The organism is Acidaminobacter sp. JC074 (assembly GCF_022496765.1).
GTDB lineage: Bacteria > Bacillota > Clostridia > Peptostreptococcales > Acidaminobacteraceae > JABXKX01.
Genome location: NZ_VANV01000027.1, coordinates 1 through 14329, shown reverse-complemented (window position 1 = coordinate 14329; position 14329 = coordinate 1). Strand labels below are relative to the sequence as shown.

Below are 14329 nucleotides of genomic sequence, written 5' to 3'. Positions count from 1 at the left end.
TTCTAATTGAATAGTGCATTAATATCTACTAAAATCACACGCTCCTTTTGTGCTAATATTTGCAGTTCTTCAGTAAATCCACTTTTAGAAAACAAAATGTACTCTATTTTCGAAAATTCCTTAAAAATTTCACTTTTTTCCTTCAATGCATTAAACACTTTAACACCAATAACTTCATTACGCCATTTACATTCGCCAAATAAAGCATTTTTACCGTCTGTTGCAATAATATCTATTTCCTCTTGGCGCTTCTTTAAAGGGTTATTTCCCCACCAACGCCCAATTTCTCCAATTAAAAATGACAATTCTTGCTTTGAGTTAAGCTCTAAGATATACTCAACGCAAATTCGCTCGAATGCTAACCCCATAAAGGTGGGTAATTCAGGAAGAACATATCTATCATAAACTGCACCTCCTAATCCTGAAGCAATACTGCTCAAATTTTGTGGGACAAAGCGATACCAAAATCTAAACATTTGATCTTCTAATAAATAAATACTTTTCCGACCATGTTTTTCATTAATTGGCTTCTCTTTTTTAATAATTCCAAGGTCTATAAGCGAACGAATATACTTGCTGCAAGCATTACTAGCCATACCATTTTTTGATGCAATTTCATTCAACCTCGATGCGCCATTAGCAATTGCCTCAATGATGCCATTATAGGTTGCTGGGTCTCTTAGTTCTTGCTTCAACAAGTTAGATGGTTCTTCATACAAATGTCCAGATTCATTAAAAAATAAACCTACAATATTATCTTTGGCTGTGACCGTCTTATCTATCCTAGATAAATACTCTGGTATCCCGCCTGTGATGACATGTAATAATATTTTATCTTCTAGACTATATCCCGAGAGCATTTCAGAAGAAGTTAAGAAATTAAAAGCTTTAATTTTGAATTGAATTGTTCGTCTTCCATAAAGAGGACTCTTATAACCCAACACTTGATTTTCCATAAAACTCATCGATGAACCACAGAGAATCAAAAACAACTGACTCTGTTTAAAGTTCAAATCTATATAAGCTTGCAATGTTGAAGAAATCGATCTATTCGACTCAGCTAAGTATGGATATTCATCTATCACTAATACAATTCTTTCTTTTTGGGCTATCTCCACAATAAAGCTTAATGCAGCATCCCAATCACTAAAAACTGGTCTTGTCTCAACTTCCGGATTTAAGGTTCGAAAAACTTCTTTTGAAAAGTTTACTAGGTTTAACGAATCATTGGCCTCTCTTGCAACAAAATAAATAGCCTTCTTACCTTTGCAAAATTCTTGTATTAAAGTTGTCTTGCCAATTCGTCTCCTACCATATATTACTGCAAACTCAAACTCATTACTTTTATGGCGTTTCTCTAATTTATTTAATTCTATTTGTCTTCCTACAAACATAAGTCACCTCTTTGTATCAATCATATCATGCAACTCGTAATCATGCAACTTACGAGTTGCATGATTTTGAATGGATAAGAAAAAGAGTACCTAAGCACTCTTAATCAGATTCTATATTTAACATGGTTTTAAATGCCATCGGCCTAGAAGCCAAGTAGCCTTGACCATATTTACATCCTAGTTCCTTTAATATAAGCTTTTGATCTTCGTGCTCAATACCTTCAGCAATGGTTTCAAGTTCAAGGTCTCTTGCAAGGGCAATTAAATGCTTTAAAATGATTCTATCTGATGGATTATGGATTTCATCCACATAAGACTTATCTATCTTTAAAGTATCAAACGGCAGCTTTCCTAGATAGTTAAGAGATGAATAGTCTGTACCGAAATCATCTAGTGCTATCTTAAAGCCCATAGCCTTAATTCTTTCCATATTTAACCTTGTTTTTTCAATTTCTTTGACACAAGAATACTCTGTAATCTCAAGCTCAATTTGATTCGGATTGATCTTATGCTCAGATAGCTTGTCCTCCAAATAGTTGATGAAACAACCAGAATAAAAGGACTTAGCAGATATGTTGATGCAGTATGTTTCACATCTAGCATACTCTTTGATTAAAGAGAATACCTTATCCACCACATAAGCATCTATGTCTGTAATCTGACCTGTTTTTTCTGCTACTTCAATGACTTCACCAATACAGATTTCCTTACCTGCTACAATAGGCCATCTTAGAAGAACTTCAAACTTATCATATTGATTGTCAACTAAATCAAAGATTGGCTGCAGGTAAATTTCAAACCCATCTGTTGCCAAAACATTTTTTATGCCCTGTTCAATACCGCGTCTTCTATCAAGCTTATCTTTTAAATTTGGATCATAAATAACATTAGAGTCTGGTCCTCTTGACTTGGCTTCGTTGATAGCAATGTCCACATGTCTTTCTATTGCCTCTATGGTATCTCCGTATTCAGGACACTTCAAAATGCCAACACAACAGGTAGAAGTATGCTTGATGCTGTCATTCATACAAGTCTTATCTACAATATCATGGATTTTATTTAATGTCTCAAAGACAGTAGCTTCATCTACTGATTCTTCAATTAAAGCCATTTGATCACCGGATAACCTGAAGGTCATCAGAGATAGCTTGTAAAAGGCTTCAAACAAACAAGCCAGGTAGTAATCACCATAAGAATAGCCATGTTGCTCATTGATACTTTTAAAGTCATCCATATCTATTAAGTAAACTGTAAAAGCTTTTTCTTCTTCTAGAAGAATGTTGGCCGCATCTTCAAATGCTTGCCTGTTATTAAACAAAGTCAGCATAGATGGATCAACATTCCCTGTCATCATAGCATTACCTATAGAAAAGACCATCATCCTGTCTGCTTCATCAAAAGTTTTGATGTGGGTCCATAACATGGACTGATCATTAACATCACTCACAAGCTCCATGGTATGTGATGTATTCAGACACGCCATAATGCTGTCAAACTTATCATCATCACTGTCAGCTATATAATGCTTAATATGCCCTTTCTCAAAAGAAGCATTTCTTGCAATGTGATTAATTGACCTAATACGACCACCTTCATCCCATGTTAGAACAGGTCTTTGTGTGCGGTCCATTATACTTGAAACCATGGACATTCTTAAGTGTTCATTCATTTTTTACCCCTATACTGCAAATTTCGAAATACTAATATTCAATGATTCACTCATCTCTGCTTGTTCTATAGCCACTTGAGTCACACCCTCTATGGCTTTTGTCACTTCATCCATGTTGCCTGAAATCTCAGTAGAAGAAGCAGTTGCCTGTTCAATGACGCTTGCAACCGATTCAATGGCTTCTGTTACTTCAGCAATGGATGCATTGATCTCAGTAGAATGATTGTTAAACTGGTCCATCGATGATTTAATCATCTCTGAATCTTTAACATATTGTTCACTTGTTTGAACAAGTACCTCATAATCAGGAATAACTTTCTTATCTATAAATGATAAGATTTCACTGGTATTAATTGATACATCCTCAAAGGCCTCATTAACTTCACTTACTAGACCACCTATCTTAACCACAGCCTGCGAAGATTCCTCTGCAAGCTTTCTTACCTCTTCAGAAACTACTGCAAAGCCTTTGCCATGTTCACCTGCTCTAGCGGCTTCTATGGCCGCATTTAAGGCAAGTAAGTTGGTTTGTTCTGAAATCTGTTTGATGGCATCAGACATCAAGCCAATTTCCTTTACTACTTCTGCTTTTCTTAGAGAAGAAGCTATGAGTCTTTGTTTTTCTTCATACATAGACAGTGCTTCTTCTTTTGATTTATTAGAGTTTACTTGCATGTCATAAGCTCTAGTCGCAATATCTCCAGCATTATCAAAGCCAACATTTGCTTCTTGCATCAAGTACTCAGAGAAGGATTTAATTTGAACACCTGCAGAAACAATTTCTTCAATGGCAGCAGAGGTTTCTTGCATACCTGCAGCAATTTCTTGTGTAGCAACATCCACTTGCTGTACTTGTGCATCAATTTCTTCCACAGTGGCAGAAAGTTCTTGAGAAGCAGAGTTTACTTCATTGCTGCTTTTCTTATTATGTATAATTAAGTCTCTTAAGTTAGATGTCATTTTACCAAAGGCACCTGACAGTTGGCCAATTTCATCTTTCTGCTCCATGTATGACTTTGGTACCTCAACTGTAAAATCACCTTGAGCCAATAATTCAGAATGGCTTACTGCAGCTTTGATACCCTTAACAATCGACCTAGTAATAACAATACCGATTAGTAAAGATAAAACTGAAACAATGACACTGATTATTGTAGATAGACTTCTACTAGCTGCACTCTCCTCATCACTTTTTTCCTTAAGTGATCTTGCGATATCTAAGTTAAGCGATTTGAGTGCATCAAGGTCACTTTCTAGTTCTTCAATAACTTGAGTACCCTGAGCAAAAATTTGATCTACTGATTGGCCATTGTTAATCGCACCAATCAAAGCACTTTGAACACCTACAAACTTGTCATAGGACTTCTCCATTTGATCAAACAATGCTTTTTCCTCACTGATCATTTCAGTTTCCTTATAAGCCTTCATGAGTTCGTCATCTTTTGTTTGAAAATCAGACAAAACCTGACTTAAATCACCCAGATCACTCACTTGTCCAAGAGCCATCTGATAATAGCGACTTACCATAACAAACTTGATTTCTGAGATATTCAGTTGCAATTCATTTAACATCTCATTAGGTATCATTCTGTCATCGTATAAGGTATCAATGTTTCTACTCATATCATTGGTAATCATGACACCTAAAGAACCTAATATAATAGTAAAGATTGTAACAATTATAAAACCTGATAGTATCTTTGTTGATATTTTTAAATTAGTAAAAAATTTCATCCTAGACCTCCTTAATATATATACAACCACCCTAAATCTACCATTTTACTTGCCCAATTTTAAAAGAAATAATCACGTTTAATATCTTGTTAATATTTGGGTAATCGTCTAAAGTTCAGAATATTCAACTAATTGCATATCAAATGTTAAAAACCATTATCACGCTAGCAATTCCAGTAATTGTATACTTGCTTGCATGAAAAAATGCATAATCACCTTTCTGATTATGCATTTGTCACGCATTTTTACAATTATTAACATTTTGAGACATTGTTTAAATATTAACTATTTTACATAAAACCATCATGATTTATTGATTAATCGGCACTTGTTTAACCTCATAAGAATATACCCACTCGACCTTAAAAGAGTCAATTTTAACAACCTCTTCACCATTGTCCTCAAGATACTTCTTCAAATCCGGGTTCATTTTTTCAGTGATTTTAATCTTCTTTTTTGATTCAGCAGCAATGCCTTCATTAAATTCTTTATCTAGTGCTTTAATAAACTCATCATAATCTAAATTACGATATGTATGCCCATTAAACTTATAGGAAAACGCCCACTCTTCTTTGGGAATTTCTATAGATTTAGATATTAGCTTTTCTACAAGCACTTGCCTTGTCTCGACCACAAAATCATCTGCAACCGTTTCTTGAGCAGCGTTTTCATTATCAACATCATCAGGCAAATTATCATTCTCTTCATTTGATAACTCTTCAGTCACACTCTCTTGCTTTTTCACGAGTACTTCTTGAGTTTCTTCTACCATAGTATAGTAGTTGATGGTTACAACAGTTTCAACAGGCTCTTTTATAGAAAAATAGTACTTAGCAGGAATGTCACTTTGGTTGTCTAAAACAATAGTATCATCAATCTCAACACTTTCATTTTCTTTATATACTTCTTCTCTTTCTACTGTAACTTTATAGCGATTCTTAAAATTATTTTCTTTGGTTACAGTTCGATCCTCTTTCGACTCATAATATAACTCTCCATCAAAAGACGCTGTGCTTATTTTAACTTCCATATTGATGCGTTGCTCCCATGCACCATAGGCAAACCCCATCAAACTAAAAGCAACTATAAAAAGAAGAATCCATTTAAACTTCTTAAATTTCATCAATATCTCCTAATCTGCTAAAGCTATACATAACATGTATAGCATTTATCATATAATTTTGTGGATACACCAAAGGTGCATCCACAAAATAATTAATCATTGTATTGAGTAAACTCTAAATCAATTTTCATTCCATATTTTGAGTTTTCCGCTAATTGACCCTCTTTTAAATCTTTACCAAAATACATAAAAATTCTTACGATATACTCATCATTTTCTTCTACAACAAATGCAGGAAGTCCATCTACAGCCTCTTTAACAGTTTCACCCGTTGATCTTACTACATTTTCATATTTTGCTTTATCATTTTCATAAGTTACCTTTAAAATATCAATATCATACATACCAATATCTTTGCCAGCTACTCTTTTTAGAGTAGGCATTGAATAATCATCGTACTTATCATCAAACGCTAATTTGACTCTTGCAGGCACATTACCAACACCTTTAAACGTTGTATGAACAGCCATACGTGTATTTGGGAAAAACTCTGTGCCTGTAAAGACAATTGATCCATTCTCTATTGATGCAGCTTTAGATTCTTCAATTTCACCCTTCTCATTTAATACACTTTCAGTAATTTCAGTCTTGGTTTGCGCTAATGCTGATTCATCAATTTCGTCATATACAAAAACTTTTTTTGTATATTCTGATTCAAATATAGTGCTTGTTGCGCGAGCTGTTACGTCAACTTCTAGTGTACCAGTTGTAGCAGTTGTAGTTACATTAATTGATTGTGTCCATGCAGCATAAGCTGTACCCATTAACATTAATGCTACGACTAATGTTAACGCTATTAATCTTGATTTTTTCATTTCTTTCCTCCAATATTTCTTTGTTTATCAACCTAATGTAATGATACAATTTAACCTGATAAATCAAAACACACTGGAGGGTATACTTTTATGGTACCTGGGTAGTATATGCTATTCTAAAACACCAAACTTGTTGTAATAATAAACTCTAGTATCATCAAAGATAAACATTTCAAGCTTTCTTTCTTCAGCTTCATTGTTATAGTAATAGAAGACTGGTTGATTGATTTCATCTGCAGTTTTGATCATGTCTTTTTCATTTTCTATGTTCATGACATTACCATACTGCAATGATAAAGACTTTGGTAATCTAACCATTCTATCACCATACTCTTTTAAGAGGCTATCAACGAGTTTATCAAAAGCATCTTTTGAAGATTTAGATTTTGTAAATACCGTAACAATGATAAGGATTAATATCAATACCACAATTGCAATATAATAACTACTTAGATTATCTCTATTGGTATCAAGCGGTATTTGAACCGTTTCTTCTTTACTAAATGTCATCGTTTCAGACAATGTTTCTAAGCCCTTGGTTAGGCTACTCATGATTGAAAACTCAACTTGTGGATTTATTTTAAAATCATATCTTTCTTCATTAGAGACAAGTTCACCATCAACAGCTAATTCATAAACTAATATATAATCTCCTGGTAAAGAAAATTCTTCATCTAATAAATCTAATTCATCCTTAATTGATTTAATGTCTTCTACAACACTTACATCAAATACGATGGTATTCTCCTTGTTGGTGATATCTACTTCTTCAAGAGATAAAGTCTCCTGCCAAACAAGTTCCTTTTCGTTACCATAAATTGATTTAAGGGTACCAACTAACATGGCATCACCTTCAAAAGATGTTTGATCTGATGTTGTAATAGGCACATTAAAATTAAGAGTAATCTCATCAGTTAAGTCCTTAAAAATGAACCTTGTTTTATCTAGCTTCTTCTCCTTAATGATAGGGTTATCTATAAGATGAGAGGTCCATTCAATGTTTTCTTCCCATTCATAAGAATAAATGGTCTTAATTTCCTCAGTAAAGGTCTCTTTACTGTTTATTGAATAAACTTTAAAGACTAAAAAAGCTAATATTAATAGTATTACTACAATTATAGAAATCTTTATTTTTCTATCTAAGTATATTTTTTTCATCATTGACTCCTAAGCCATACGAGGGGCTTTCCTACAAAAGGTACTTTACCAACTTGAATCGCCTTAATTTGTTCTGGTGTCACCCAATCCGGATCAGGTGATGCATTGTTATCACCCTGTGTTTGAAATAGATTACCGTCTTCACTAATTGCAATTACACGATGTAAAATATCAATCTCACCATAAGAATATAAAATCGGATCGCCAATTTTAACTTCTTCATAATCTATGAACTCTACTAAAACCATATCTCCAGGCATAATTTCTGGTTTCATACTACCCGTTAGAATCACTTTTGGATAAACTGGGAATACGCCCACCGCAAACCATATCACCATAACTGAAACAACACTTGTTATAACCATACCTAGAGCAGATTCTTTTTCTTTGTTTCTCAATTTTTCTAACTTCGCTTTACTGGCATAAGTTTCGTGAAGCACCATCATACCAAAAAGAGGAAGTATCGTCTTAATAAAAGCTGAAATAATCCATTCTAAATCAGGTACTACTTCGAGTACATAGAACGGCAATGTCGTTATTAAAAGATATACAACCGCAGGTATAGGGCCAGACATATAAACTAAATACGTCAGAAGCGCTTCTGCTGCAATAACTGGCAACACTTGTCCTGCCAAAAACATAAGGGTCTCTTTTTCAAAACCATTAGATACATACTGAGTTAATGAAAACTGAGTTAATGCTATAAATATTGTTAATATAATGGCAGTCATCATCTTTTTATTTGGCCTTGAACTACTAATGATGTATTGCCTTGCAAATAATGAAATTATCCTTGGTAAGATAAACATCATAAAGTTAATAACTATACCTTTAAAGTCATGATCATAAGGATTCTTTCCGAAATCATTTAAAACACCACCTAAAAATACAGATATTAAGTAGAGCACACCTAGTACAATTGCCCATACAAAGAAATCAGATTGAAAATAAAGCTTAACCTTAGCTCTTTTTCTAGGTAATCGATATATCCATATCAATAGTGAGATAAATATAATTGACTTATAATACTTGGCATACTTCGAAATACCTAATAGACTTTCAATACTGAAAAACTGAATTAAGCCAATTGTTATGATTATTATGTATAATTTTATTTTATTCTTATCCTTCATAGGCTAAACTCAATTCCATCTTTACACCATGGTCATCTAGGTTATCTAGTGAAAAATCACCCTTATGCACCATGGCTAATTTTTTCATGTTTCTTATGCCAAGTCCTGGTTCTTTATCTCTTTCAACTGGTAGACCATCGTTGATGAGAACAAGTCTTAAATGACTATCTACTTTTGAAAAGTCAACATCCACTCTAGAGGCCTTACCATGTTCTACAGCATTGGCTGTTGCTTCTTTTAAACAACGCTTCATGGCTTCAATGATTGCCACTGACATATCTAAATCATCAACATCATTCTTATAATCAATGGTCATATCAATATTGTATTGGCTTTTCAGTCTATTACAGACCGTTTGAATTTGATTGGTCCATTTGACTTGGCCACTTGTATCATTAAGCTTGTAAATGGTCTTTCTTAGTTCTGTCGTTGTTTCGCTGATGGCTTCATAAATGAACTTCAGCTTATCTATAATCTCCTCTTTCTCTAAGCTATCACTGGTATTTAAGATGTTATAGATAAAGTAAGTAATACCATGTATATCTTGTTTAACGCCATCGTGCATTTCAGCTGCTATACGTCTTTGTTCTTCATTAATAAGTAGTTTTTTATAGGCATTTCTAAACTGGTTTCTATCCATAAAGAGTGTGCTCAGCTTAACCAAGAGCTCTATCTGTATAGAAGAGGTTAAGGCTTTCGCCTTGTTCTCATTTAGATAGACTATACCTAAATAACCATAGTAAGAATCACCCTCAAGTTCATACGTTTCAATGTGATAATCAGACGTTTTATTTTCCACAAGAGATTTGATTTCATCACTAGAATAATAGCTGACTTGATCAGGCACATCCTTGACTATAAAAAAGCCATCAATCATCAAATCGCTTGTAATGTAAGAAAAAATCTCATCCACACCCTCTTCTTCATCCTCTATTAATAAAAGTCTGTCTACTAAAGAGTAGGCATTAAAAAGTGATTCTCTTAAAATATGATTGGTCTTTCTTTCTTCACTCAGTGTTTTTCTAACAGCAAGGAGTGTATCCTTTCTATTTAAGTTTTGACTGTACTGTCTAGACAGTACAGACAAGATAACAAACATCATAATGGATAAGAATAGGCCTGGAAGATACATGATGGCTTCTATACTAAAACTGCTGCCTATGATATAAGGTCCTAAGGATGTTGCTATAGAAAACAATAAAATTAGAGCAGGTAGAAAGTAGGACTCTCTATAATAGAACATATAGAATACTGCTGGATTGACGATTAACCAAATAATCGGCGAATACAAACCACCAGTAAAGAAATATATGGCCAATAAGGAAGCAGTTTCGATAAATACTGCATACCTTACAACATCTCTATGGGTATGAACTTGATTGTATATGAATAAGATGATAATCGAACTTACAGAAAGTATTATCAGAAAAGGATCATTTAATGAATAAGACTTATACAAGTCCTCAGCAAGAATCATTGAAAACATCAACATAATCGTTGATAGTCTGTATAGTAAACTCACATAAAAAAGACTTTTCTTATTTCCTACCATTACTTAACCCCATTTAAAAGTTTCATAAAATCTGACTTATCATGAGATCTACTGATTGCTAGATCTCTGTCTATTAAACCTGACTTAACATAGTCGGCTAAAGCCATATCCATACTTCTCATCTCTGTCTTAGGAAATGATTTAAAGATCTCTGGTAACTGCTTTAACTTATTTTCTAAAAACATGTTTCTAACGGCCTTATTGTTAAGAAGCACTTCATAGACAGCGGCTGTTTTACCATCTAGCATCTCTACGTTAACTTCATATAAAAATGCATTTAAATGATGGGCAAGGAGTCTTTTAACAAAAGGCTGCTCATCTTTATTAAATAGAAATAACATATGGTCTATAGCTGCTTCAATGCCTCTTGAGTTCATTGACACTATTACAAAGAAGCCCTTTTCTAGAGCATCAAAAACAAGCTGCCATTCCTCTTTCGTTTGAACATCACTGATATAGATGATGTCAGAGTGATTGTTGATGGCTTCTTTAATACCTTTGGCTGTAGACTTAATATCCACACCAACTTCCATTTGGTTGACGATGCCTTTTCCATGTGATAAAAGGTAGTCTATTGGATTTTCAACAGTGGTAACAATCCTAGGTCTTATTTTAGAACCCTCACTTAATAGAGAAGCTATGGTTGTCGTTTTATTGGACTTGGTTTCACCTGTGACAATAAGAAGACCTGAAGATCCATTCATTTTTCCGATGACAGATTCAGGTATTTTTAGATCCTTTACACTAGGAATAGAAGTCGACTTAATAAAGATCACTAAGGTTAAACTGGATCTTTGTCTACCAAAACGGATCCTAAAGCGACCAATATTCTCTATAGAATAAGCAGTTTCAAAAGCACCGTCTGCATAAAGCTGTACTTGGTCTTCTTTAGACAAAATCGAGGCTACCAGTCGATTCATATATTCTAAGGAAACGACTTCAGCCTCACTCACTTCTGAAATTAACCCATGCTCTCTAATAAAAGGTTTTGCACCAGGTGTTAAATGATATTCTTTAACACCCTTCTTTGCAATATCTATCAGCATTTTTTCAAACTGATCAATTGTCATATTGACCTCCAAAATAATCATTAGCCATTAAAACCAACTCTGTTCTGTCAGTTACTTGAAGCTTACTAAATATCTGACTAACATGCTTCTTAACCGTATTAATCGATATAAAAAGCTTGTCAGAGATTTTTGTATTGTTAAAACCTTTCCCAATGCATCTAAAAACTTCAAACTCTCTATTGGTTAAGATACGACTAAAATCATCGTAGTAAAACTTATGATCCATAAAATAGGAATCCACATAAGATCTCCCTCTTTGAACAGATTTAATAGCATACATCAAATCTTCAGGTAATGAATCTTTTCTTACATAGCCCTTTACACCAAGATCTATGGCATTCTTATAATCTCTGTACTCATTGGATGACGTATAGACAATACACCTAATAGAGTTATGCTGTTCATTTACATAACGAATATATTCAAATCCACTCTGATCTCTTAAGGATAGATCAGTAATGGCGATATCCACTGGATTGTTCTCTGAAAACTCGACCATCTCATCTACCGATTCAAAACCTTCAACAGTTACATCACCCATTGAATTTTTAATTGCCCCTTTAATACCTACTCTGATTAGGGGATGATCATCTAATACTGTAATTAACATTAAGCCTCCCTATTCTCAACCAATATTGAACACATACAACAAATAGTTTACTAATATGCTATTCCCTACTTTTCCCATGTCAACTTGCTATTACATTTTACATGAAACTTTTAAACTTTCTTATACTTTCTGCCTATTTAGCACATATTAAGTCTATTTAGCCAAAAGGTCGAAAAAAGTACTTAATCTTGATAAATTATTCAACAAAATTACATTTTGAACTATAAGAAAGCAAAATGTTAGTTTAAATGATTATATTTAGAACTTTGACCAGTCAAAACGATGACCATAATATCCTCTAGCTTAAAAGTGTTCATCCATAATTTAATACCCTAACGATCCTTTTAATGTCATTTCATAAATATCATAATTTATTATTGTATAATAAAAACGACAAATCTAAGTTTGTCGTTTTCGTCTCTAATCTATTTCAATTCTCTTAATTTTATCAATGATCATATAGCCTGATAAAAGTATGGGTATATTCAATCCAATGAACATGAGTCCCTTTATGAGGTCAAACCAGAACAATCCACCTAAAAAGACAAGAACCAATCCTAATATAACCGTCTTTCGAACAACACTAACTAACTCTTTTTTCTCTTCTGTAACAGATCTGAAGAAGAGCCACCTAAACACAAAGTATAAGGCCATCATAATAACAAGAAACAAGATCACATTTAATACACTAATCACCGAAGAGGCAATGCTCGTGAAAACATCTGCAATGAAGCTCATGTCAGTACCATCTACCGTTAATTCATCTACCTTCATCTTTGAAGACATTTCAAAGGCATAACGGACGATATTTGTGGACATAGCCAGACTGTATAAGAGCAAGATACTATATCCGATTATAAACTGTATTTTCTTCTTTGAAAATTCTACGACTCGAATTTTTTTCACCATACAATCACCTTTCCGATTACTCATATTCCTACATAACTTAATGTTTTGATAAATCATAGAAAAACATCACATTATTAGCTTATCACAAAATCATTTTCTCAGAGTAATTAAATAACAGTAGTAAGGTCTTCTGTTATAGAATTAAATATATATAACACTAACAAGATTTTCTGTCATAGAATTAAATATATTTAACACTAACGAAGTTTTACGCTATGAATTAAACATATTTAACAGAATTAGAATGCCTGGTTGGTATGCCAAGCCTCATGGTTCATGGTATAATGAGTATCAATCATATTTTATTAGAAAGGTTAATTATGAAAACTGCTAGAAAAAAACTAGAGACTGTTATAGATGTATTTGCAATTTTAATTGTTATTGAATATTTTCTATTTTTTGTTGGACTTTCAAGATTTGATCCAGATACATCATCCACTGTGGATTTGGTATTTATCTTAGTCTTAGCCATCGATTTTCTATTAAGATACAAAGAAGCTGATAATAAAAGAACCTTCTTAAAAGAAAACTGGTTAGAAATATTAGCCTTTATTCCATTCATTAAGGCATTTAGGATTTTTAGAGTCTTTAGAATCATAAGAAAGTCTAGAGTCAGAGATTTCTTTCAGACCGTTCATCAAATGCTGAGACACAACTCACTCTACTACGTCATCCTCGTTGTCTTGCTTCTTTCTATTATAGGCGGCGGTTTCTTATTTAGACTAGAAAATGATATCACCACTCTACAAGATGGCATATGGTTTTCATTTGTAACCATGACCACTGTCGGTTATGGTGATTATACACCTTCTACTATGCAAGGTAGGATCATCGCCATATTTATGATGATTATTGGTATTGGATTTCTAGGCGTCTTAACAGGTTCTATCGCATCCTTTTTTACAACAAGGGCTAGAAAGAAATTCTCAAAACAAGACACCATAGACATTTCTGACTTATCTAAAGAAGAAAAGTCACAAGTCATGTCCTATTTGGATTTTATAAGAAGCAAAAAATCAAAACTACCCGCTCAGCGGGTAGTTTGCTCAGCCCTATAAGGGCATGGGACACGCTTGAGCCTTAAGGCTCTCTGAAAAGTCCGCCAACCGCTTACGCTCACATGCAACTGCTAAAGCAGTCTCTTATATGAGTTTTACTTCTT

At 33.6% G+C, this 14329-nt stretch carries 12 protein-coding genes; 1 reads left to right on the top strand and 11 read right to left on the bottom strand.

The features are described from left to right. Positions 1-2: 2 nt before the first annotated feature. The 11 genes from EZV73_RS23995 to EZV73_RS23945 form a co-directional block, all read right to left on the bottom strand. On the bottom strand, positions 3-1394 hold the full coding sequence (locus EZV73_RS23995; RefSeq protein ID WP_240842991.1) for an ATP-binding protein: 1392 nt from the start codon (positions 1392-1394) through the stop codon (positions 3-5). Positions 1395-1494: 100 nt separating this feature from the next. Further along, complete coding sequence (locus EZV73_RS23990; RefSeq protein WP_240842990.1) at positions 1495-3063, bottom strand: bifunctional diguanylate cyclase/phosphodiesterase; 1569 nt, start codon at positions 3061-3063, stop codon at positions 1495-1497. A 9-nt stretch (positions 3064-3072) separates the two neighbouring features. Continuing rightward, entirely contained in the window at positions 3073-4797 is a 1725-nt protein-coding gene (locus EZV73_RS23985) for a methyl-accepting chemotaxis protein (protein ID WP_240842989.1), read from the bottom strand. A gap of 310 nt (positions 4798-5107) precedes the next feature. After that, complete coding sequence (locus EZV73_RS23980) at positions 5108-5920, bottom strand: hypothetical protein (protein ID WP_240842988.1); 813 nt, start codon at positions 5918-5920, stop codon at positions 5108-5110. A 92-nt stretch (positions 5921-6012) separates the two neighbouring features. Then, a complete protein-coding gene (locus EZV73_RS23975) occupies positions 6013-6735 on the bottom strand; it encodes a hypothetical protein (RefSeq protein ID WP_240842987.1) in 723 nt (240 codons plus the stop codon). Between the two features lie 111 nt (positions 6736-6846). Beyond that, on the bottom strand, positions 6847-7893 hold the full coding sequence (locus EZV73_RS23970) for a DUF5305 family protein (protein ID WP_240842986.1): 1047 nt from the start codon (positions 7891-7893) through the stop codon (positions 6847-6849). Beyond that, positions 7893-9026 carry a signal peptidase I gene (locus tag EZV73_RS23965; RefSeq protein ID WP_240842985.1) on the bottom strand — a complete coding sequence of 378 codons (1134 nt, stop codon included), beginning with the start codon at positions 9024-9026 and terminating at the stop codon, positions 7893-7895. The genes EZV73_RS23970 and EZV73_RS23965 overlap by 1 nt, the downstream gene beginning before the upstream one ends. After that, positions 9016-10578 carry a sensor histidine kinase gene (locus EZV73_RS23960; protein ID WP_240842984.1) on the bottom strand — a complete coding sequence of 521 codons (1563 nt, stop codon included), beginning with the start codon at positions 10576-10578 and terminating at the stop codon, positions 9016-9018. The genes EZV73_RS23965 and EZV73_RS23960 overlap by 11 nt, the downstream gene beginning before the upstream one ends. After that, a complete protein-coding gene (locus EZV73_RS23955; protein ID WP_240842983.1) occupies positions 10578-11648 on the bottom strand; it encodes an ATPase, T2SS/T4P/T4SS family in 1071 nt (356 codons plus the stop codon). The genes EZV73_RS23960 and EZV73_RS23955 overlap by 1 nt, the downstream gene beginning before the upstream one ends. After that, positions 11638-12258: a response regulator transcription factor gene (locus tag EZV73_RS23950; RefSeq protein ID WP_240842982.1), complete on the bottom strand. Its 621-nt coding sequence runs from the start codon at positions 12256-12258 to the stop codon at positions 11638-11640. Before EZV73_RS23950 ends, EZV73_RS23955 begins: the two co-directional genes overlap by 11 nt. A gap of 420 nt (positions 12259-12678) precedes the next feature. Further along, complete coding sequence (locus EZV73_RS23945; RefSeq protein WP_240842981.1) at positions 12679-13167, bottom strand: hypothetical protein; 489 nt, start codon at positions 13165-13167, stop codon at positions 12679-12681. Between the two features lie 320 nt (positions 13168-13487). Here EZV73_RS23945 and EZV73_RS23940 point away from each other — a divergent pair, with 320 nt between their 5' ends. Next, entirely contained in the window at positions 13488-14225 is a 738-nt protein-coding gene (locus EZV73_RS23940; RefSeq protein ID WP_240842980.1) for a potassium channel family protein, read from the top strand. The last annotated feature ends 104 nt before the right edge of the window (positions 14226-14329 follow it).